Here is a 21,344-nt window from a genome sequence, read left to right on the forward strand (position 1 = left end):
CCGGGCCCCTGATGTCCGTGGCCCCCTCAGCCGTCCGCCGTCAGGATCAGCCCCGAGGTCGGGACCCCGGTGCCGGCCGTCACCAGGGTGCGGGACGCGCCCGGTATCTGGTTCGCCGCCGTGCCCCGCAGCTGGCGGACCGCCTCCGCGATGCCGTTCATCCCGTGGAGGTACGCCTCCCCCAGCTGCCCCCCGTGGGTGTTGATCGGCAGCCTCTCCTCGGCCACGAAGTCCGCCGCCTCCCCCTTGCCGCAGAACCCGAACTCCTCCAGCTGCATCAGCACGAACGGGGTGAAGTGGTCGTACAGGATCCCCACGTCGATGTCGGACGGGCCGAGCCCGGAAGTGCGCCACACCTGGCGGGCCACCACGCCCGTTTCCGGCAGCCCGGACAGGTCGTCCCGGTAGAAGCCGGTCATCTGCTCCTGCCCCCGGCCGGCCCCCTGGGCGGCCGCCGCGATCACCGCCGGCGGATGCGGCAGGTTCCGGGCACGCTCCGGCGAGGTGACGACGAGCGCCTGTCCGCCGTCGGTCTCCTGGCAGCAGTCCAGCAGTCTGAGCGGCTCCACGATCCAGCGGGACGCGGCGTGGTCGGCGAGGGTGATCGGACGGCCGTGGAAGTAGGCCGCCGGGTTGGTCGCCGCGTACGTGCGGTCCACCACGGCCACGTGCCCGAACGCCTCCGGAGTCAGCCCGTACGCGTGCAGATACCGCTGCGCCGCCATCGCCACCCAGGATGCCGGGGTGAGCAGTCCGGACGGCAGCACCCAGCCGAGCGCCACGCCCTCCGCCGACGGCTCCCGGTGCTGCACCCCCGCGCCGAATCTGCGGCCCGACCGCTCGTTGAAGGCGCGGTAGCAGACGACCACCTCCGCCATGCCCGTCGCCACCGCAAGCGCCGCCTGCAGGACGGTCGCACAGGCCGCGCCGCCGCCGTAGTGGACCCGGGAGAAGAAGGACAGCTCCCCCATCCCGCAGGCCTGGGCCACCGTGATCTCCGGGTTGGTGTCCATCGTGAACGTCACCATCCCGTCCACGTCCGCCGGTGTCAGCCCCGCGTCGTCCAGCGCGGCCCGCACCGCCTCCACCGCCAGCCGCAGCTCACTGCGCCCGGAGTCCTTGGAGAACTCGGTGGCGCCGATCCCGGCGATCGCCGCCCGCCCGCCGAGCCGGTCGGCGCTGCGCAGGCTCATGACGCGGCCTCCTCGGCGGGGGCCTGCGCCGGGCCCGCGGGCTCGGCCCGTGCCGGGAGGGTGACCGTGACCGTGCCGGTCACGTGGTGGCCGAGGCCGTTGGCGCCGGTCACCCGGACCGTCGCCGTGTCGCCGTCGACCTGCTCGATCCTGCCGGTCAGCACCATCGTGTCCCCCGGGTGGTTGGGTGCCCCCAGCCTGATGGCGACCTTCCGGAGCACCGCCCCCGGCCCCAGGCGGTCGGTGATGTACCTGCCGACCAGGCCGTTCGTCGTCAGGATGTTCATGAAGACGTCCGGCGAGCCCTTCTGCCGGGCCGACTCCGCGTCATGGTGCACGTCCTGGTAGTCCCGGGAGGCGATGGCCCCGGCCACGATCAGTGTGCGGGTGATGGGGATCTCCAGCGGGGGCAGCTCCGTGCCCGCCGCCGGCGCCCCCCTCGATGCCGTCGTCATGTTTCACTCCCCACTCGCGATCAGCTCCCCCAGCTCCTGCAGCACTTCGGCCCCGCAACCCAGATAGGCGTCCAGCTGCCGGCCCCACAGGAAGTGCCGGTGCACGGGGTGGTCGAGGTCGGCCCCCGTGCCTCCGTGCAGATGCTGGCCGGTGTGCACCACCCGCTGTCCCGCCTCGGACGCCCACCAGGCCGCGGTCAGCGCGTGCGTGGCGTACGGCATCCCCGCGTCCCGCCGCCAGGCCGCCTCGTACGCCGTCACCCGGATCGCCTCGGTGTCCATATAGGCGTCCGCGGCCCGGAGTTGGACGGCCTGCCGGGTACCGAGCGGACGCCCGAACTGCTCCCGGGCGCCGACATGCGCCACCGCCCGTGCCAGCGACCCCGCGCACACCCCGGCCTGCAGCCCGGCGAAGGCGGTGCGGGCGGTGGCGAGGACGTCCGCGTAGGCCTCGGGGCCGCCCAGGGGCTCCGCCGGTGCCCGGTCCAGGGTGAGCCGGGCCGCGGACCAGGGAGCCGTCAGCTCCACCGGGACGATCCCGGTGCCCTCGCCGACCGCGACCAGCCACAGCCGTTGTCCGGGGTCGGCGACCAGCACATGCGTGGCGTCCCGCAGCCAGGGCACGACGGGAACGGTGCCGGTCAACCGGGCCGGCCCGGAGCCCCGCACACCCCCCTGCGCCGTAGACGCCCCGGCGCCCCCGGCCGAGCCGTCCTCCACAGCCGGTGCCCAGCCGTCCGCCACGACCGGTGCCGAGCCGTCCTCCACAGCCGATGCCCAGCCGTCCTCCACAGCCGGTGCCCAGCCGTCCGCCACGACCGGTGCCGAGACCCGCACACCCCCCTGCGCCGGAAACGCCCCGGCGACCACCGCCGAGCCGTCCTCGATCGCCGGGAGCAGCCGGGCCCGCTGCTCGGCGCTGCCGTGGGCGGCGACCGCCAGCAGGCCGTAGACACAGCTCGCCGCACAGGGCACCTGGGCCGTCGTACGCCCCTGCTCCTCCAGGAGCAGCACCAGGCCGAGCAGGCCCAGGTCGGCCACCGCGCCGATCAGGCCCGCCGCGCACAGGGCCTTCCACAGCTCGGGGTCGCTGCCGGTGCCGGCCGCCCTCAGCCGCTCGTGGGTGGCGAGGTCGCCGAAGATGCGCGCGGCCAGGTCCCGGGCCTCGGCCTGCGCCTCGGTGGGCGTGAAGTCCATGTCAGCCCTCCCCCTCGACGACGCGGAAGACCGGCAGGACGAGGGCGCCCTCCTCGTCCTCACAGGTCCGGAACTCCACCCGGACCGGCAGGCCGATGCGGACCTTGTCGTACGGCACCCCCACCACGGTGCTCACCATCCGCACGCCCTCGGCCAGTTCGACCAGGCCGACCGCGTAGGGCGGGTCGAAGGCCGGGAAGGGCGGGTGGTGCATCACCACGTACGAATGGACGGTGCCCTCGCCGCTCGCCTCGACCGTGTCCCAGTCCAGGCCGCCGCAGGCGTTGCAGCCCGGCAGCCAGGGGTGGCGCAGCGTGCCGCAGGCCGTGCAGCGCTGGATGAGGAGGGTGTGCTCGGCCACGCCCTGCCAGAAGCCGGCGTTGTCCCGGTTGACCACCGGACGGGGGCGCCGGGGGCGGCGGGCCGGGGGTTTCGCGTGGGCCGGAGCGTACTTGAGGATGCGGAAGCGGTGGGTGCCCGCGACCTCACCGGCCACCCGTACGTCCATGCGGGTGGTCACGAAGTACCCCGTGCCGAGCTTCGTGGTCTTGCGGTCGGAGACGGACTCGATCACCGCGTCGAAGGTGATCTCGTCGCCCGGCCGCAGCGGCCGCGGGTACTCCTGCTCGCAGTCGGTGGCGACCACCGCCGTACAGCCCGACTCGTCCAGGAGACCGAGCAGTTCGTCGTAGGCGCCCGTGCGGCCCTCGTGGCCGGAGAGTCCGCCCATCGTCCAGACCTGGAGCATCGTGGGCGGGGCGACGGCGTCCGGGCCCGCGTAGGCCGGGTCGGTGTCGCCCATCGCCTCGCACCAGTGCCGGATCATCGGCGCGTTCACCGGGTCCTTGCCCACCCCGCCGACGGCGGCGGGCCGGCCCTCGTAGGCCTTGAGCCGCGCCGTCAGCGCGTCCCGCTCTCCCGGCACCGCGCTCACCGCCGCCCCCTCGCCATCCCGAGCCGCGTCTGCGCGACGATCTCCCGCTGCACCTCGCTCACCCCGCCCCCGAACGTGTTGATCTGGGCCGCTCTGTTCAGCCGCTCCAGCTCGCCGTCCCCGAACACGCCCGGCGACCCGGCACGGACCAGCCCCGCCAGCCCGTCCGTCCCGAGCACGTGCTGGCACGTCCGGTACACCGCGACCGCCGATTCGGTTCCCGCGAACTTCACGCCGCTCGCGTCGCCGGGGCCGAGCCGGCCCGCCCCCACGTCCGCGACCAGACGCCAGTTGAGCAGGCGCGTCGCCGCCAGCCGGGCATGCGCCTCGGCCAGCCGCTCCCGTACCCACGGCTCGTCGATCCGGCGCCGCCCGGTCACCCGGTCGGGTGTACGGGCGGCGGTCAGCACGGCCGCGAGGAAGTCCTCGGCCTGCATGCCGATGGCGGCGAGCGCGACCCGCTCGTGGTTGAGCTGGCCGGTGATGAGCCGCCAGCCCTCGTTCTCGGCGCCGACCAGGTTCCCGGCGGGGACGCGGACGCCGTCGTAGTAGGTGGCCGTCGTGGTCTGCCCGCCCACGGTCTCGATCGGCGTCCAGGAGAACCCCGGCGCGTCGGTCGGGACGAGGAGGACGGAGATGCCCCGGTGCCGGGGAGCGTCCGGGTCGGTGCGGCAGGCGAGCCAGATCCAGTCGGCGTGCTGGGCGCCGGAGGTGAAGACCTTCTGCCCGTCGATCCGCCAGCCGTCGCCGTCCCGTACGGCGCGGGTGCGCAGCGAGGCGAGGTCGGTGCCGGCACAGGGCTCGGTGTAGCCGATCGCGAAGACCAGCTCGCCACTGAGGATGCGAGGCAGGAAGTGGGCCTTCTGCCGCTCGCTGCCGTACTTCATGAGGGTGGGGCCGACCGTGTTGAGCGTGACCATGGAGATCGGGGCGCCGGCCCGGTACGCCTCGTCGAAGAACACGAACTGCTCGTCCGCGCCCCGCCCCTGGCCGCCGTACTCGACCGGCCAGCCGAGTCCCAGCCAGCCGTCCGCGCCGATGCGGCGCAGCAGGGCGCGGGGGTCGTCGGTGCCGCTGTGCTCGGCAGTCAGCGCCCGGAAGTAGGCGCGGAGCCGGGTGCGCAGGTGCTGCTGCCGCTCGGTGGGGGCGAGGTGCACGGCGGGCCTCCCGGCCTCGGACGTCGCTGGACGGGCGGGCGCCCGACAGGAACGTGATGCTCTGAACCTGACACGGTTTCTGACTGTCCGTCAGATACCGGAGGGTGTCAAGGTGCCCGCGCACACGTCTGCGCGGCGGCACCGAAGCACCGCCGCGCAGACGCCTTACGACCCCGAAGCACACCCCGCGAGACCCCTCACCACAAGGGGCCTCGCCCACGGCTCACCAGAGGCGGGTGAAGTGGACGGCGACGTTCTCGTTGCCCTGCTGGACGGCCGTGAACGCGGAGCCGTTGACCTGCGCGGTATTGCTCTGGTTCGAGGCGCCGGAGCCGACCGCGTTCTGGTTCGTGGTGGCCGAGTTGCCGTTGTTGTTGTGGCCGACCCCGCTGCCGACGACGGATGCCACACCCGCGTTCGATCCGTCGCCCGCGATGGCGCCGTTGTCCGCGGAGGCGATGCCGGCGAAGAGGGCGGCTGCGAGCGGGAGAGCGGAGACGGCGGCGAGAACGCGGGCGGTACGGATACTTGCCATGTGTTCCTCCAGAACCATGCACTCTGCGGCCCGAGGGCCGGAGGTACGTGAACTACGGCTGGTGTCAGGGCGGTTGGCCGGCCGCCTCGACTGTCGTGGACGACGTCGCGCAACCAGAGTTGCCCACCGAATCCCCGGCGAACCACCCCGGAAGCCGCGATTCGCACGCAAGCGTGAGGACAAGTCGATAAACCTGTTTCGCCACCTTTGATCCCGTCACGGGATGAGTTCGGACGATCACTCCCCAAGCAGCACAAGCGGGGAATCGTTCCGGCGTACACCCAGGCCAGGACCCCTCGCCCCGGCGCGTCGCCACGGACCCCCCTTCCCTTTTTCGAACGCACATACGAACATGGAGTCATGGCCACCACCGACCGGCAGGCCACGACACTGGCCCTCGCGCACGCCCTCTCAGCCGCCGAACGCGGCCTGGCCGTCATCCCCCTGTCCCGGACGAAACTCCCGGCCCTGCGCTCCCCCCACCACGACGACCCCGAACCGGCCGGACCACGCTGCCACGGCGCCTGCGGCCGCCTCGGCCACGGCGTCTACGACGCCTCGGCCGACCCCGTCCGCATCCGCGAGCTGTTCGCCGCGGCCCCCTGGGCCACCGGCTACGGCATCGCCTGCGGACTGCCCCCGTACCACCTGATCGGCGTCGACCTGGACACCAAGACCGGCACCGACTCCTCGGCCGCCCTGCGTGAACTGGCCCTGCGCCACCTGTTCACGATCCCCGAGACGGTCGTCGTGCTCACCCCGAGCGGAGGCCGGCACCTGTGGCTGACCGGACCGCCCGACACCGTCGTACCGAACTCGGCCGGCCGGCTCGCCCCCGGCATCGACATCCGGGGCGCCGGCGGCTACCTCGTCGGCCCCGGCTCCCGCACCGACCACGGCGTCTACACCGCCGCCCCCGGCACCGCACACCTGCCCCCCGCCCCCTGCCCGTCCTCCCTCCTCCGCCTGCTGCTCCCACCGCCCCGCACCCCGCACCCGACCCCGCCGACCCCCGGCGACCACGGCCGCGGCCTGGTCCAGTTCGTCCTCTCGGCCCACGAGGGCCAGCGCAACACCCGCCTGTTCTGGGCGGCCTGCCGCGCCTACGAGAACGGCATCGGCCCCACCCTGGCCACCCCCCTCACCGAGGCCGCCCTCCACACGGGCCTGTCCGAACAGGAAGCCCGCGCGACGATCGCCTCGGCAGCACGGATGACGGGGCACCACCCGTAGAACTCACCCTGTGAAACCCCGTCCACCTGGTGCCCCCCACCCTCAGGGTCATCTGGTTCCGGCCCACAGGTGGCGTCCGGCGAGAAAGCGGACGCCGGACTGCGCTCGCCGGCCTGGGAGGACTTGGCCCGGAACGACGAGGTGTGACGCCGGGGCAGAACACCGGGACAACGGAAGGGGCGCCCCGGCCCATACCGGAGGCGCCCCTTGTGAACTCACGCGGTGGGTGTGGGATTTGAACCCACGGTGACTCGCGCCACGACGGTTTTCAAGACCGTTCCCTTAGGCCGCTCGGGCAACCCACCTGGCCCCCACCCACCTGGGGCGGAGCGGGTACAGCGTACCGGGATCGGGGAGGCGGCGGGTGGTGTGGGCCGTAGAGCGGCGACACCGGGCCTGCCGGGAGGGTCGGGACCCGGGCTACGGAGGTGGGGGCGCCTCTCCCCGAGAGACACCCCCACGTGTACCGGTCGTCCGGGTCAGCTGTCGCCGACCCTGGAGCCCAGCGTCAGCTCCGTCGTGTGTTCCTGGCCGCCTCGCTTGTAGGTGACCGTCACCTTGTCGCCGGGCTTGTGGGTCCAGATGTCGCCGATGAGGGTCGGGCCGCTGTCGATCACCATGTCGTCGAGCTTGGTGATCGTGTCCCCGGGCTTGAGGCCCGCCTTGTCGGCCGGGCCGCCCGACTCGACCGCGGCGGAGCCGCCCGTGCCCTGGTCGGTGATCTTCGCGCCGTCGGTCGAGTCCTCCAGGGAGACGGAGGCACCGATCTTGGCGTACACCGGCTTGCCGTTCTTGATCAGCTGCTGGGCGACGTACTTGGCCTGGTTGACCGGGATGGCGAAGCCCAGGCCGATGGAGCCGGACTGGCCGGAGCCGCCGAAGCCGCCGCTGCTGCTGGTCGACTGGATCGCCGAGTTGATGCCGATGACCGCGCCGGCGGCGTCCAGCAGCGGGCCGCCGGAGTTGCCGGGGTTGATGGACGCGTCGGTCTGCAGGGCGCTCATGTAGGACGCCTTGCTGGTGGAGCTGCCGTCGCTGGAGGCCACGGGGCGGTTCTTGGCGCTGATGATGCCCGTGGTCACCGTGTTGGACAGGCCGAAGGGGGCGCCGATGGCGATGGTCTCGTCGCCGACGGCCACCTTGTCGGAGTCGCCGAGGGCGAGCGGCTTGAGGTCGGACGGGGCGTTCTTGAGCTTGATGACGGCGACGTCGTAGCCCTGCGCGTGGCCGACGATCTCGGCGTCGTACTTCCTGCCGTCGGGGAAGGTGGCGGTGAGCTTGCCGCCGTTCACCGCGTCGGCCACCACGTGGTTGTTGGTGACGATGTGGCCCTGCTTGTCGAAGACGAAGCCGGTGCCGGTGCCGCCCTCGCCGTTGGTGCTCTCGGCCTCGATGGTGACCGTGCTGGGCAGTGCCCTGGAGGCCACGTTGGCGATCGTGCCGGGGGCGCGCTTGATCTGGGCGGCGCCGCTGTCGGAGGCGGAGACGGTGGTGGAGCCCTGATCGTCGTGGTCCCGGGCCAGCGTGTAGCCGAGGCCGCCGCCGAGGCCGCCCGCGACCAGCGCGGCCACGAGGACGGCCGCGACGAGTCCGCCGCGTCCGCCCCGCGGCTTGGGGGCGGGCTGCTGGTACGACGCTCCCCAGCCGCCACCCGCGCCACCGGGACCGACGGGCCCACCGGGACCGGGGGTCCCGTCGCCGTAGGAGGCGCCGTCGCCGTAGGAGGCGCCGTCGCCGTAGGACGGGGTGGCGGGCGGGGGAGGCGGCCAGGAGCCGGCGGGGGCCGGTCCGGCGGGCTGGGCGGCGCCGGACACGGTGGGTGCGTCATGGGGCACGGGCGGCAGCGGCGCCGTCGGTTCGGCGCCGTCGGGTGCGGAGCCCTGCGGGGAGCCAGCGGGAGAGGCCACCGGCACGGGAGGTGCGGACGGGGCCGGGGGTACCGCGTTGCCCTCGTTCTCGGTGCTCACAGCTCTACTCCTCGATCCACGGCTGTTGTCCTCGGTCGCTTCGGTCACACTCGGTCACGCTCGGCAGGGGCGGTCACACTCGTCGTGTGCCCGTCGCGGTGCAGCGGTGCATGGTCCTGTCGTTCCCGTTGTATGCAGTCAGCTTTTCCCACGGGCCGTCAGAGCACCATAAGCGGTGGCTGTGGGTCCAGGGCCACCCTTTACTTGGGACCTTACGGGCAAAAGTTACATAAATGGTCAGGGTGTGTGTGTCCGTTCGCCCCTCGGACGCGTATGCGCCGCCACGCGTACCCCGCGACGGTGGCACCATGACGCGGTGACCCAAGCACCACAGCGCTCCGTCCAGGTCGTCGCCCACCGGGGCGCCTCCGAGGACGCGCCCGAACACACCCTGGCCGCCTACCGCAAGGCGATCGAGGACGGCGCCGACGCCCTCGAGTGCGACGTGCGGCTGACCGCGGACGGCCATCTGGTCTGCGTCCACGACCGGCGGGTGAACCGTACCTCCAACGGCCGCGGGGCCGTCTCGGCGCTGGAGCTGGCCGATCTCACCGCGCTCGACTTCGGCTCCTGGAAGAGCCGGGAGGCATGGCGCGGGCGGGACGAGGAGCCCGACTGGGAGCACCGGCCGGAGGACCGCGAGGAGACCTCGGTGCTCACTCTGGAGCGGCTGCTGGAGCTGGTGGCGGACTCCGGGCGGCGGGTGGAGCTGGCCATCGAGACCAAGCACCCCACGCGCTGGGCCGGTCAGGTGGAGGACCGGCTGCTTCAGCTGCTGAAGCGCTTCGGTCTGGACGCGCCGGCCTCGCCCGCCGAGTCGCCGGTGCGGATCATGAGTTTCTCGGCGCGGTCGCTGCACCGCGTGCGTGCCGCCTCGCCCACGCTGCCGACGGTCTATCTGCTGCAGTTCGTCTCGCCCCGGCTGCGCGACGGGCGGCTGCCCGCGGGGGTACGCATCGCGGGCCCCTCGATCCGCATCGTGCGCAACCACCCCGGCTATGTGGAGCGGCTGAAGAAGGCCGGCCACCAGGTCCATGTGTGGACCGTGAACGAGCCGGAGGACGTCGACCTCTGCGTCGAGCTGGGCATCGACGCCATCATCACCAACCGTCCGCGCGCGGTGCTGCGCCAACTGGGACGGGTGTGACCTCAAGAGGCCGGTAAAGACCCGCGCACCGGTCTTGACCCGGTTGCGGGCGTCCTGTTTACCTCCGTTATCAGCCACAGCCACTGACATCCCGCCACACGACGACCAGGGAAAAGAGCTTCTCGTCACAGGGTGTGCACCGGCGCGTTCGCTCCGTGCAGGGCCTTGCCGAATGCGTCACCGGAAGGGGATTGGCCGGTTTCCGGTACAGGCCAAGGGGGCATCCACACCGTGGCGTGGGGCGAAGGAGGTCTCGGGGGTGGCGTTGGTGGTGGCACAGGAGGTGCCCACGTCGTCGAGCATGGCCGTACCCCATGGCCCTGCGGGCGTGGGGAAGGCGCGGCACCGGATGCGGGCGCAGCTGCGCAGCGGTGGTGTGGCCGACGCGGTCGTCGACGACGCCGTACTGATCCTTTCGGAGCTTTTGAGCAACGCCTGCAAGCACGGGCGGCCCCTGGGCGACGCACTGGCCGGGGACGGTGACGTGCGTGCCGCGTGGCGGGTCGACCCGCGCGGCCGGCTCATCGTCGAGGTCACGGACGGCGGCGGCCCGACCCGCCCGGCTCCGGCCACCCCGTCGGTGACCGCGCACGGCGGCCGGGGGCTGAACATCATCACCGCGCTCGCCGACGACTGGGGTGTCCGGGACGACGTCCGGGGCGAGGTGACGGTCTGGGTGGTGGTCCACGCGGACGTTCACGATCCCGATGCGGGGTGCCGCCGCGACGGTTTCGCTACGCGCGTCACGGCCTCGGCGCTGCCGGCCCTGGCGGAGCTGGACTTCGCGGACGCGTTCGAGGACCTGGACTGACGGCACGGCACCGGGGCGCACGCCCGGAACGGCCCCGGAGCAGCCCCGAAGCAGCCCCGGATCACGGAGTGCGCGTCCGGACCGCGAGGGGTGACGGAGTTGTCCACAGGTTCACACCTGTGGTGTCGAGCAGACGTGCGTTGTCCACAGGTTCCCGCCGGTCATGGCCTGAACGGCTAGGCTCCCGCCGTACGAGACGAGCCGTAACCGGGAGACACCCACGATGGCCAAGAAGCGACCCCAGACGAAGGCCAAGCCGCCACAGCTCACGGACGGTGAGATCCCGGTGGTCGGCGCCCGCGAGCCCTGTCCCTGCGGCAGCGGCCGGCGCTACAAGGCGTGCCACGGCCGGGCCGCGGCGCACGCGGTGACCGAGCTGGTGCAGCGCCCGTTCGAGGGGCTGCCGGGCGAGTGCGACTGGGTGGCGCTCCGTGAGCTGGTTCCGGCCGCGACGGTCGAGCTGGCCCTGAAGGAGGGCCTGCCCGAGGGCGTCCCGTCGGTCACGCTCGCCACGGTGCTGCCGATGGCCTGGCCCGCGCTGCGCCGCGACGACGGTTCGGTCCTGCTCGGCCTGCAGAACGACACGGCGTCGGGCGACATCAGCCGCGACCTCGCCGACACCCTCGGGCGCGCGCTGCGGGCGGAGCCCGGCACGCCGGTGCAGGGCCGCCGTGCCCCCGCCGACGGTCCGCGGCTGCAGGACCTGCTCGATGCCGAGGCGGCGTTCGAGCCGGCCGTGCACAGCGGCTTCGAGTTCTGGGTGCCGGACGCGGAGAACGCCACCCCGGAGGTGGCCGCCTCCCTGGAGCGGGCCAACGCCGCGGCCATCCCGACGGTGCGGCTGTCCGGCGTCGACGCCGCGTACTGGTGCGAGACTCCGGAGAAGAACCATCTGCGCTGGGTGATGCCGCACGCGGAGGAGCAGCTTCTGGACGCTCTCGCGCGGCTGCACGCGGCGGGCCGTTCGAGCCTCGGCGAGGGCACCCGGCTCGTGGGCTCCTTCCGTGCTCACGGGCTCACCGTGCCGGTGTGGGACCTGCCGAGCGGGGTCACGGCGGAGGACGTGGAGAAGCCGGCGGCCGAGTTCGCCGAGCGCCTCGCCGCGGCCCTCGCGGCCACCGAGCCGCTCACGCCGGAGGAGCGCCGGGCGCGCGGCGGGCTGACCAACCGGCAGGTCACCCTGAGCTGAGGCCGTGTGCGCGAGCGCCTCGACTGACCGGCCGGTCAGTCGAGGCGTGACGCGCACCAGCGGGTGACTCCTGTCACAACTCCCCGTCGTGACAGGGAAATCGATGGCCGAATGACCCGGATCGAATTTGCGAACCGCCGATCTCTTGTTACGGTTCGAGTAGCCCGGTTGCTGGTGCATCCCCCGTCGCCAGCAACCGGGTCTTTCCATATGCGCATCCGTGTACACCGTGCCGCGGTGTGTCGATCGCCCCGCCGGTGGCGGGAGTTTCCGCGTCGCTAGGAGTTGCTGCCCGAGCGCAGCAGCAGCGCGCCGTCGGTCCCGCGCCCGGAGAACTCGGTGACGGCCGTGTAGGCCCCCGGTCCGCCCCTGCTGTGCTCGCGGGGCGTCTCACAGGTGGCGGGCTCGTCGTCGGCGCCCGTGGCGCAGCGCATCTGCACGGTGTGGCCGCCCGGGCCCATCAGGCTGAGCACGGAGTCCAGCGACTCGCCGGTGGCGTTGCGGTAGTAGGTGCGCGCCCAGGTGTCCGCGCCCTGCGTCAGCACACAGGTCTGTGCCTCGATGCCGTCGGGCGAGGTCAGTTCCGGCCCGCACCGGGCGGCGGTGGCCAGGCCGATGCCCAGCAGCCCGGCGGACCGGCTGGGGGCGGCGGAGGGATCCTTGGCGTCCTGGTGCCGCGGGCTCCGTGCGGCGTCCTGCGGCGCCCCGGCCACCGCGTGGCGGGCCGCTTCGCCCACCTGTCCGGCGGACGCCACGGCGAACGGCAGCACGACGGCGGCCGTCACGCCGCCCACGAGGGCGAGCAGACGCAGCGTTCGGGAGTCCGGCCGGCCGTGCAGCGGCGCTCGCTCGCCGTGCCGCCCAGAGATTCGCACCATGTGCGGAAGATAACGAGCGACGGGGCTCCGGCCGCCCCGGCCGCGCCCGACACCCCTACAACTCGGGCGCGCTCACACCCGTACGAGTGAGGGCGTCGACCACGGCGTCCACCACGGCCTCCACGTCCGGCACCCAGGGCGAGGCAGAGCCGGGCAGCGGGGCCCGCTCCCAGCGGACGGCGCCCTGGCCGGTCTCGGACGGGGGCAGGGCGAGATAGCCGCCCTCGCCGTGGAAGCGCAGCGAGCCGGGGACGAAGTCCTTGGCGTACAGCAGCTCGCCCAACTGCTCCATGGAGTACGGCTTCACCAGCAGCGCCCAGCGGGCCGGCGAGGCGATCACCGGGCCGAGGCGCATGCCGCGCCGGTCGAGCAGGGCGAGGGCGCGGGAGGCGGCGAGTGCCGGCAGGCTGACCGCGCAGGGCGCCGTCCGGCCGGTGGCGAGGACGATCGGCGCGGCCGGCCGGTTGGTCCACCACCAGCGGACCATGCGGGCGTCGGTGGTGGCCGCGAGCAGGCCGGGGTCGAAGGGGTGCGCACCGGGCACCGTGCACTCCGGGTCTGGGCAGGCGCAGCGGGCCCGGCCCTGCGGGTCCGGGGCCACCCCGGGGAGAACGGGCCATTGCCATTCGGTCGCGAAGGTCAGGGCCGCGTCGATCAGCTCAGGCCTCCCGTCGGTCCGCCGGGACAGGAGCCTGCGTCGCCTTCCGGGGATCTCGCGCATGAGCGCTCGTTCCTTTCCGTTGCACCGCTGGCAACACCGTGGTCCACATCACACCATGTGTCGGTCACTTCACTGTGCGTACCTGTTGGCGCATCACGCCCCTGTGCACGCCAGGGGGAACCCCACGGGGTCGAGCAGGGGCCGCGTCCGCGTCCGTAGTGCGTCTGTCAAAAGCACGGCTGCGGCGTGGGGGTGGCGAAGTCTGGCGTTTTGCGTCGCGCGTGGTTCTCTCCGCCTCCGCCACGGGAGGATGGGGCTCGGCCGTCGGTGGCTATGACGCCCGGGTCCGTCGCCAGGTTCCGGGTAGCCCCCAACCACCCCTGGCCTTCACCGAGTACGTACCCATCACGACCGCTGTGACGCTCCGTCGAGCTAGGCCAGTCGACCGCAATGAGCCGATACCTGAGGCAGTTTTCAGCCAACTTGGCAGTAAGGCAAGGGGTTCGGGAGAAACCCTCCCGCGCCCCACGGACACCAGGAATCCCCGCAGGACAATGCTGGACATCCCCTTACGAGTGCGTGTACATGTGGAGACACTGCTAGCGGCGCAGAATCACATGGGGGTTTGCGATGCTTTTCAGCACTACGCGCCGGTCTCAGGGCCGGACGCCATGAACGCCCCGCACCCTCCGAAAGTGGCCGGAATCGATCCCACGGTTCCCACGCCCGCACACACTGTCGCGCCCGCACCCCCCGCCCCCGGCGCCGCTGCCGTCCCCGCCCCGAACGCCCCCGCGCCCGGCACCGTCCTCCAGGACCGGCTGGCCGGCTGGGTCTCGGACCTCACGACCCTCCACGAACTCACCGAGCGCCTCTCCCGGACGCACGCGCTCGACCCCGCCCTGCACGAGCTGCTGCGGGCCGGAGCCGCTCTCGTCGGCGCCCGCCGCGGCCTGGTCGTCCTGGAACCGGCCGACGGCCTCGGCCCCCGCACCACCCTCGGCCTCGGCCTCGGCCGCGCCGACCTCGGCCACATCGAGACCGTCCCGCGCGGCGCCCTGCCCTACGACACCGCCGGCACCGGCGAGATCGTCCACCCCGACCTGCTCGCCGAGGACGGCCTCGATCCCCGGCACCGCGAAGTCGCCGCCCGCCTCGGCTACGCCGCCAGCTACGCGCTCCCCCTCGCCACCGACTCCGCCGGCCGCCTCGGCGCCGCCGTCTGGCTCTACGACGAACCCGCCGAGCCGCACGAGCGGCAGCGCCACCTCGCCGGCCTCTACGTCCGCCACGCCACCGAGCACCTCGCCGGGCTGCTGGAGGTGCACCGCACACGCGCGCGTGTGGCGACCCTCACGGAGGAGCTGCTGCCCTCCCGGCTGCCCCGGGTGGCCGGCGTCCAGCTCGCCGCCCGGCACCGCACCGGCCCGCGCGGAGGCGGCGACTGGTACGACGCGCTGCCGCTGCCGGACGCCGCGCTCGGCCTGTCCGTCGGCTCGGTCACCGGATCCGGCCCGAGCGCCGTCGCCGCCATGGGCCGGCTGCGCGCCTCCCTGCGCGCGTACGCGGTGATGGAGGGCGAGGACCCGGTCGCCGTCCTGTCCGACCTGGAGCTGCTGCTGCGGCTGACCGAGCCCGCCCGCTCGGCCACCGCCCTGTTCGCCTACTGCGAGCCCGCCCTGCGCAAGGTCACCCTGGCCGGCGCCGGCCACAGCCCGCCGCTGCTGATCGGCGAGCGGCGCACCGAGTTCGCCGAGACCTCGGTCTCCGCGCCGCTCGGCATGCTCGCCTGCTGGGAGGCGCCCAGCGTGGAGATCCAGGCCGAGGCCGGGGAGACGGTGCTGCTCTACACCGACGGGCTGCTGCACCGTACCGGCGACCCGATGGACCGGGCCTTCGCCCGGCTGCACGCCGCCGCCGCGAGCATCCCGCGCGTGGTGCGCCACGACCCCGGCGCCGTGGCCGACCACGTGCTGCGCACGGTCCTGCCGGGCGGCCTGGACGCGGCCGACAGCGAGGAGGACGTGGTGCTGCTGGCGGCCCGCTTCGACTGAGCCCACCTGTAATGACCGGGCATAACAGGGCATCCGGCCCCCGCCCGCTCCTGGTACGACCGTACGATGATGGAGGTCCCCGCTCGGCCACAAGCAGGAGCGTCGCGGGCCCCGGGGGAGATCACATGGCGTATCGAGGAGGATCACGTGTCCGACGAGCTCAACCCGGCTGTGCCCGACTCTGCTACCGCAGAGGGCCCGGAGACCGAGGCCGAGGAGCCCATCAAGCAGCGGAAGAACGGCCTGTACCCGGGCGTCTCCGACGAGCTGGCCGAGAACATGAAGTCCGGCTGGGCCGACACCGAGCTGCGTGACCTGAAGCCGATCCCGCAGGCCGCCGAGACCGCGCGCCGCCGTGCCGCCCTCTCCGCCCGCTTCCCGGGCGAGCGCCTGGTGATCCCGGCGGGCAACCTGAAGACCCGCTCGAACGACACCGAGTACCCCTTCCGCTCCTCCGTCGAGTACACGTACCTCACCGGCGACCAGACCGAGGACGGCGTCCTGGTCCTGGAGCCCACCGCGGACGGCCATGAGGAGACGATCTACCTCCTGCCCCGCTCCGACCGCGAGAACGGCGAGTTCTGGCTCTCCGGCCAGGGCGAGCTGTGGGTCGGCCGCCGCCACTCCCTCACCGAGTCCGCGGCGCTGTACGGCATCCCCGCCTCCGACGTGCGCGAGCTGGCCGACCGGCTCCGCGAGGCCACCGGCCCGGTCCGCGTGGTGCGCGGTCACGACGCCGGCATCGAGGCCGCCCTGACCGACAAGGTCACCGCCGAGCGCGACGAGGAACTGCGCGTCTTCCTGTCCGAGGCGCGGCTGGTCAAGGACGACTTCGAGATCGGCGAGCTGCAGAAGGCCGTCGACTCCACGGTCCGCGGCTTCGAGGACGTCGTGAAGGTCCTGGACAAGGCGCAGGCCACGTCCGAGCGCTACATCGAGGGCACGTTCTTCCTCCGCGCGCGCGTGGAGGGCAACGACGTCGGCTACGGCTCCATCTGCGCGGCCGGCCCGCACGCCTGCACCCTGCACTGGGTCCGCAACGACGGCCCGGTCCGCTCCGGCGACCTCCTCCTGCTCGACGCGGGCGTGGAGACGCACACCCTGTACACCGCGGACGTCACGCGCACGCTGCCGGTCGACGGCACGTACAGCGAGATCCAGAAGAAGGTCTACGACGCCGTGTACGAGGCCCAGGAGGCCGGTATCGCGGCCGTGAAGCCGGGCGCCGGTTACCGCGACTTCCACGACGCCGCCCAGCGCGTGCTCGCCGAGAAGCTCGTCGAGTGGGGCCTGGTCGAGGGCCCGGTCGCACGGGTCCTGGAGCTGGGCCTGCAGCGCCGCTGGACCCTGCACGGCACCGGTCACATGCTCGGCATGGACGTCCACGACTGCGCCGCCGCGCGCACCGAGACGTACGTCGACGGCACGCTGGAGCCGGGCATGGTGCTCACCGTCGAGCCGGGCCTGTACTTCCAGGCCGACGACCTGACGGTCCCGGAGGAGTACCGGGGCATCGGCGTCCGCATCGAGGACGACATCCTCGTCACGCAGGACGGCAACAGGAACCTTTCCGCCGGTCTGCCGCGCCGCTCCGACGAGGTCGAGGCGTGGATGGCGTCGCTGAAGGGCTGATACGAGACTGATGGCCGGGCACCCGGGTGGTGCCCGGCCATTCGTGTGCCTAGGGGGAGGGTTCTCGTGGACGACTTCTGGTCCGGTGTCGGCGTCGACCTGCATCTGGAGCCGGACTCGGCGGACGGCCGCCGGGCCGGGCTGGAGCGGGCGCTGCGGGACGCCGTCCGGGACGGGCGGCTCGCCCCCGGCACCCGGCTGCCGGCCACCCGGCGCCTGGCGACCGACCTCGGCGTGTCACGGGGGACGGCGAAGGCGGCGTACGACCAGCTGGTGGCCGAGGGGTACCTGACCGCGCGCCAGGGCTCCGGCACCCGGGTCGCGGCCCTGCCGCCGTCCCCGGAGACGGAGTCGCCCCGGAGCGACGCACGCGCGCGTGCCCCCCGTTTCGACCTGCGTCCCGGCAGCCCGGACGTCGGCGCGTTCCCGGCCGCGGCGTGGCTGCGGGCGCTGCGCCGCGCCATCGCCTCGGCACCGTCGCTGGCGTACGACTACGGCGACCCGCGCGGCCGGATCGAACTGCGCACCGCGCTGTCGGGGTACCTCGGACGGGCCCGCGGGGTGCTCGCGCCCCCGGAGCGGATCGTCGTCACCTCCGGGTACATCCAGGGCCTCGCGCTCCTCACGCGCGTGCTGGACGGTTCCACGGTCGCCATGGAGGACCCGGGGCTGCCGTTCCACCGGGACGTCGTACGGCACAACGGCGGGACGGTGGTGCCGGTGCCGGTCGACGCGCGCGGGGTGCGTGCCCAGGAGCTGGGCGAGGCGGCCGCGGTGGTGGTCACCCCGGCCCACCAGTACCCGACCGGCGTGACCCTGCATCCGGAGCGGCGGCGGGCGCTCACCGACTGGGCCCGCGCGCGGGGCGGCCTCATCGTCGAGGACGACTACGACGGCGAGTTCCGCTACGACCGGCAGCCGGTCGGCGCCCTGCAGGGCATGGCCCCCGGCCAGGTGGTCTACCTGGGCACCGCCTCCAAGACGCTCGGCCCCGCGCTGCGCCTCGGCTGGATGGTGCTGCCGCCGCATCTGGTCGACGCGGTCGCCGACGCCAAGCTGCACAGCGACCACCACACCGAGACCATCGGGCAGCTCGCCCTCGCCGAGCTGATCGACAGTCACGCCTACGACCGGCACGTACGCGCGTGCCGGCTGCGTTACCGGCGGCGGCGAGACCAGCTCCTGCACCGGCTGGGGGCGCACCGGGGCGTCCGGGGCATCGCGGCCGGGCTGCACGCCCTGATCGACGTGCCCGACGAGGCCGAGGTCCTGGCCCGCGCGGAGGCGGCGGGCCTCGCCGTCGGCGCCCTCGGCACCCACTGGCACGCCCCCGCCCCCGCCCCCGACCGCGCCCAGGGCCTGGTCGTCGGCTACGGCACACCCCGGGAGCGGACCTACCCGGAGGCACTCGAGGTTCTGGCCGAGGTGCTCGGCACCGGCCGGTGACCCCGCAGGGGCGAGGGGAGGGCGGCGGGCCGGGGAGCGCGGGTCAGCCGGCGGCCGGAGAAGCCTTGTCGTCGGCCTTGAAGTCGAAGTGGATCCGGCCGTCCTCGACGGAGGTCACCCTGACCGTGACGCCCAGGGTGCTGCCGTCGTCCGCGGTGAGTGTGCACCGGGTGGTGGTGCCGACCTTGCCCGCGAGGTCCTCGGGACAGGTGACGTGCGGCTTGGGCCGGCCCGTCGCGGCGGCGAGCTTCGCGGAGACCGTGGAGGCCAGCTTCTCCCGGGACAGCTTCGGCTCGGACGCGCCCACCTTGACCGAGGCCGAGCAGCCGGCGAGCAGCACACCGGCGGCCACGGCCGAGAGGATCGGCACTGCTGCGGGCCCACGGGTTGTGGTCTTCGCCGCGCCTGCCCGTGAACTCCACTCGGCACGTGTGCCGTCAGGCCGTGAGCAGTGAAGGATCCTTCTTCCACTTGAGGATCTTGTCGAAGCTGACCACCGTCCCGCCCCGGCCGGGCTTGGCCCCGATCTGGACGTGATCGGCCAACTCCCGGATCAGGCACAGGCCGCGGCCGTGCTCGGCCTCCGCGCGCGGGGGCCGCAGGTCCGGGACGCGGGTGAGGCCGGGCCCCGAATCGGTCACCTCGATACGGCACTTCTCCCCGTCGAGGTACGCGGTGACCCGGTACGCCTCCGAGGAACCTCCGTGCGTGGGGCCCCCGCCGTGCTCGACGGCGTTCGCGCAGGCCTCGCTCAGGGCGACGGACAGGTCGTAGGAGATCTCCGGGTCGACGCCCGCCGTCTCCATCGTGCCGATCAGCAGCCGCCGGGCGAGCGGCACGCTCGCGGCCTCGCGGCGCAGATGGAGTGACCACCAGATGCTCATGCTCCAGCCTCCTGGCCGCGGCTCGACATACCGTTACGTATTGCCGCCCGTAGGGGCCCGTAAGCGTTCTGTGGGCGGGGCTCCGCCCGGACAGCCGATGCGCGCCGGCAGGAATCGGTGTATGAGGGGGGCGCGTGCGGCGCCCTGCCGTAGGACGCCGGTAAGGGCAGTGGGATGATGAGCCCCGCCATGACTGCCCCCCACGCGCGCACGACGCGTCCCGGAGCCGGGCTCCGGATCCTGCGGGCCGCGGTGTTCGCCGCGGTCTGCGTCGTGCTGGCCGCGGCCGGGCACACCCTGGCCTCCTGCGCGCGCGTGCCGCTGTGGACGCTCGGCGCGGGCTTCCTCGGCTCCCTGCTGCTCGTGGCACCGCTCACGGGGCGGGCCCGCTCCCTGCCGGGCATCGCCGCGCTCCTCGCGCTCGGCCAGACCGTGCTGCACACCCTGTTCGGGCTGGGCCAGCACGGGACCGCGATGGCCGGCGGCGGCATGGCGGCGGGGCCGATGGGCCCCATGGGCGCGAACGGGTCCATGGGCCCGATGCACGCGGCGTCGCTCACCGACAGCGCGCTCGTCGAGCGGGCCGCCCGGCTGGTGTGCGGGTCCAGCCCGTCCATGCTCACCCCCGGGCACGCCTACCACCTGCTCCTGAACGCGCACCTCATCGACCCCTCCGGCCGGGCGGTGGGCTCGCCCGCCCTGTCCCACGCGCAGGACGCGACCGGCTCCTCCGCCGGGCTGCTGCCGTCGCTGCCGATGCTGCTCGGGCACGTCCTCGCGGCCCTCGCGGCGGGCTGGCTGCTGCGCCGCGGCGACCTGGCCCTGCTCCGGCTGATCGAACTGTCGGCGCACGGAGTCGCGGAGGGGGCGCTCGTACGATCCCTGCGCGCCGCGCTCGCGCTGACGCGCGCCCTGTGCGCCGGTTTGCTCCCGGCGACCGGGTCCGGCCCGTCCGTCCGCCGCATCGACCGGGACGAGACGCCCGCCCCGCACACCACCGCGCTCCAGCACACGGTGATCCGGCGCGGCCCGCCCGCCGCCGCCCTCGCTCTCGCCGCCTGACGCGACGCGACCGCCCGCCACTCCCCGGTGGGAGAGGGGCCGCCGTCGCGCGGCACGCGCGCGTGCGCACAGCCACGCAAGTGGCACCACCACGCGCACGCGTACCTCTCTTCAGCACCGGATCACACACGGAGTGGAGTACTCCCTGCCATGAAGGCTTCTCGTATCGCCGCCGCTGCCGCCGTCGCGGGCACCGCCGTCCTCACCGTCGCCGCTCCCGCCTTCGCGCACGTCACCGTGCAGCCCGAGGGCGCCGCGGCCAAGGGCGGCTACGCGGTCGTCGACTTCAAGGTGCCCAACGAGCGCGACGACGCCTCGACCACCAAGCTCGAGGTGAACCTCCCGGCCGACCACCCGCTGGCCTCCGTCATGCCCGAGCCGGTCCCCGGCTGGACCGCGAAGGTCACCAAGTCCAAGCTGGCCAAGCCGCTGACCATGCACGGCGAGAAGATCGACGAGGCCGTCACCCAGGTCACCTGGACCGCCGACGGCAAGGGCATCGAGCCCGGCTACTTCCAGAAGTTCCCGCTCTCCCTCGGCGCCCTGCCCGACAACACCGACCAGCTCGTCTTCAAGGCGATCCAGACGTACTCCGACAAGGAGACCGTCCGCTGGATCGAGGTGCCGCAGACCGGCCAGGACGAGCCGGAGAACCCGGCCCCGGTGCTGCAGCTGTCCGCCGCGGCCGACGACCACCCCGGCACGGCGAGCGCCAAGGGCGCCTCCGACACCACCGAGAAGGCCTCCGCCGCGGACTCCGGCTCCCACGACACCGACACCACCGCGCGCGTGCTCGGCATCGTCGGCATCGTCGTCGGCGCCGCGGGTGTGGCCTACGGCGTCCTCGCGGGCCGCCGCCGTACCGCCTGAGCCGCACCGTTCCGGGCCGCGCACGGGGGTCGTGCGACG

Annotated in this window: 20 protein-coding genes and 1 tRNA gene; 9 read left to right on the forward strand and 12 right to left on the reverse strand. The window is 73.5% G+C overall.

The annotated features are described in order from the left end of the window. Positions 1-26: 26 nt before the first annotated feature. From AB0N17_RS07715 to AB0N17_RS07740, 6 genes are all read right to left on the reverse strand, one after another. Positions 27-1,193, reverse strand: a complete 1,167-nt coding sequence (locus AB0N17_RS07715) for a lipid-transfer protein (protein WP_366010249.1) — start codon at positions 1,191-1,193, stop codon at positions 27-29. Further along, positions 1,190-1,648 carry a MaoC family dehydratase gene (locus AB0N17_RS07720; protein WP_366010250.1) on the reverse strand — a complete coding sequence of 153 codons (459 nt, stop codon included), beginning with the start codon at positions 1,646-1,648 and terminating at the stop codon, positions 1,190-1,192. Before AB0N17_RS07720 ends, AB0N17_RS07715 begins: the two co-directional genes overlap by 4 nt. Positions 1,649-1,651: 3 nt before the next feature. Beyond that, on the reverse strand, positions 1,652-2,845 hold the full coding sequence (locus tag AB0N17_RS07725) for an acyl-CoA dehydrogenase family protein (protein WP_366010251.1): 1,194 nt from the start codon (positions 2,843-2,845) through the stop codon (positions 1,652-1,654). A gap of 1 nt (position 2,846) precedes the next feature. Continuing rightward, positions 2,847-3,779, reverse strand: coding sequence for a bifunctional MaoC family dehydratase N-terminal/OB-fold nucleic acid binding domain-containing protein (locus AB0N17_RS07730; protein WP_366010252.1), 933 nt, complete (start codon positions 3,777-3,779; stop codon positions 2,847-2,849). Next, complete coding sequence (locus tag AB0N17_RS07735; protein WP_366010253.1) at positions 3,776-4,936, reverse strand: acyl-CoA dehydrogenase family protein; 1,161 nt, start codon at positions 4,934-4,936, stop codon at positions 3,776-3,778. Before AB0N17_RS07735 ends, AB0N17_RS07730 begins: the two co-directional genes overlap by 4 nt. A gap of 223 nt (positions 4,937-5,159) precedes the next feature. Then, entirely contained in the window at positions 5,160-5,471 is a 312-nt protein-coding gene (locus AB0N17_RS07740; RefSeq protein WP_366010254.1) for a hypothetical protein, read from the reverse strand. A 360-nt stretch (positions 5,472-5,831) separates the two neighbouring features. Here AB0N17_RS07740 and AB0N17_RS07745 point away from each other — a divergent pair, with 360 nt between their 5' ends. Continuing rightward, entirely contained in the window at positions 5,832-6,704 is an 873-nt protein-coding gene (locus AB0N17_RS07745; protein WP_366010255.1) for a bifunctional DNA primase/polymerase, read from the forward strand. Positions 6,705-6,924: 220 nt separating this feature from the next. On the opposite strand, the gene AB0N17_RS07750 is transcribed toward AB0N17_RS07745, so the two are convergent. Both AB0N17_RS07750 and AB0N17_RS07755 read right to left on the reverse strand, forming a co-directional pair. After that, positions 6,925-7,009: transfer RNA gene (locus tag AB0N17_RS07750), tRNA-Ser, on the reverse strand. 174 nt (positions 7,010-7,183) lie between these two features. After that, entirely contained in the window at positions 7,184-8,671 is a 1,488-nt protein-coding gene (locus tag AB0N17_RS07755; RefSeq protein ID WP_366010256.1) for a trypsin-like peptidase domain-containing protein, read from the reverse strand. A gap of 316 nt (positions 8,672-8,987) precedes the next feature. Between AB0N17_RS07755 and AB0N17_RS07760 the strand changes: the two genes are divergently transcribed. The 3 genes from AB0N17_RS07760 (at position 8,988) to AB0N17_RS07770 (ending at position 11,818) form a co-directional block, all read left to right on the forward strand. Beyond that, positions 8,988-9,818, forward strand: coding sequence for a glycerophosphodiester phosphodiesterase (locus AB0N17_RS07760; protein ID WP_366010258.1), 831 nt, complete (start codon positions 8,988-8,990; stop codon positions 9,816-9,818). Between the two features lie 172 nt (positions 9,819-9,990). Beyond that, the gene (locus AB0N17_RS07765) at positions 9,991-10,629 is read left to right on the forward strand and encodes an ATP-binding protein (RefSeq protein WP_366010259.1); all 639 of its coding nucleotides are present in this window, start codon (positions 9,991-9,993) and stop codon (positions 10,627-10,629) included. A gap of 223 nt (positions 10,630-10,852) precedes the next feature. Then, positions 10,853-11,818 (forward strand): DUF5926 family protein, encoded by a 966-nt coding sequence (locus AB0N17_RS07770; protein WP_366010260.1) that lies wholly within the window; start codon positions 10,853-10,855, stop codon positions 11,816-11,818. Positions 11,819-12,096: 278 nt separating this feature from the next. Here the strand turns inward: AB0N17_RS07770 and AB0N17_RS07775 are convergent, their stop codons facing one another. Both AB0N17_RS07775 and AB0N17_RS07780 read right to left on the reverse strand, forming a co-directional pair. Then, a complete protein-coding gene (locus tag AB0N17_RS07775) occupies positions 12,097-12,696 on the reverse strand; it encodes a hypothetical protein (RefSeq protein WP_366010261.1) in 600 nt (199 codons plus the stop codon). A gap of 55 nt (positions 12,697-12,751) precedes the next feature. Further along, positions 12,752-13,417 (reverse strand): bifunctional DNA primase/polymerase, encoded by a 666-nt coding sequence (locus AB0N17_RS07780; protein ID WP_366010262.1) that lies wholly within the window; start codon positions 13,415-13,417, stop codon positions 12,752-12,754. A 494-nt stretch (positions 13,418-13,911) separates the two neighbouring features. Between AB0N17_RS07780 and AB0N17_RS07785 the strand changes: the two genes are divergently transcribed. The 3 genes from AB0N17_RS07785 (at position 13,912) to AB0N17_RS07795 (ending at position 18,489) form a co-directional block, all read left to right on the forward strand. Further along, a complete protein-coding gene (locus AB0N17_RS07785; RefSeq protein WP_366010263.1) occupies positions 13,912-15,411 on the forward strand; it encodes a PP2C family protein-serine/threonine phosphatase in 1,500 nt (499 codons plus the stop codon). A gap of 147 nt (positions 15,412-15,558) precedes the next feature. After that, complete coding sequence (locus AB0N17_RS07790) at positions 15,559-17,043, forward strand: aminopeptidase P family protein (protein WP_366010264.1); 1,485 nt, start codon at positions 15,559-15,561, stop codon at positions 17,041-17,043. A 66-nt stretch (positions 17,044-17,109) separates the two neighbouring features. Further along, positions 17,110-18,489: a PLP-dependent aminotransferase family protein gene (locus AB0N17_RS07795; protein ID WP_366010265.1), complete on the forward strand. Its 1,380-nt coding sequence runs from the start codon at positions 17,110-17,112 to the stop codon at positions 18,487-18,489. A 43-nt stretch (positions 18,490-18,532) separates the two neighbouring features. Here the strand turns inward: AB0N17_RS07795 and AB0N17_RS07800 are convergent, their stop codons facing one another. Further along, the gene (locus AB0N17_RS07800) at positions 18,533-18,841 is read right to left on the reverse strand and encodes a DUF4333 domain-containing protein (protein WP_366010266.1); all 309 of its coding nucleotides are present in this window, start codon (positions 18,839-18,841) and stop codon (positions 18,533-18,535) included. Positions 18,842-18,926: 85 nt separating this feature from the next. Continuing rightward, complete coding sequence (locus AB0N17_RS07805; protein WP_366010267.1) at positions 18,927-19,373, reverse strand: ATP-binding protein; 447 nt, start codon at positions 19,371-19,373, stop codon at positions 18,927-18,929. A gap of 189 nt (positions 19,374-19,562) precedes the next feature. Here AB0N17_RS07805 and AB0N17_RS07810 point away from each other — a divergent pair, with 189 nt between their 5' ends. Further along, a complete protein-coding gene (locus tag AB0N17_RS07810) occupies positions 19,563-20,435 on the forward strand; it encodes a hypothetical protein (RefSeq protein WP_366010269.1) in 873 nt (290 codons plus the stop codon). A 150-nt stretch (positions 20,436-20,585) separates the two neighbouring features. Then, positions 20,586-21,305, forward strand: a complete 720-nt coding sequence (locus AB0N17_RS07815) for a YcnI family protein (RefSeq protein WP_366010270.1) — start codon at positions 20,586-20,588, stop codon at positions 21,303-21,305. The last annotated feature ends 39 nt before the right edge of the window (positions 21,306-21,344 follow it).

It is taken from the genome of Streptomyces sp. NPDC051133 (assembly GCF_040682635.1).
In the GTDB taxonomy this organism is placed as follows: Bacteria; Actinomycetota; Actinomycetes; order Streptomycetales; family Streptomycetaceae; genus Streptomyces.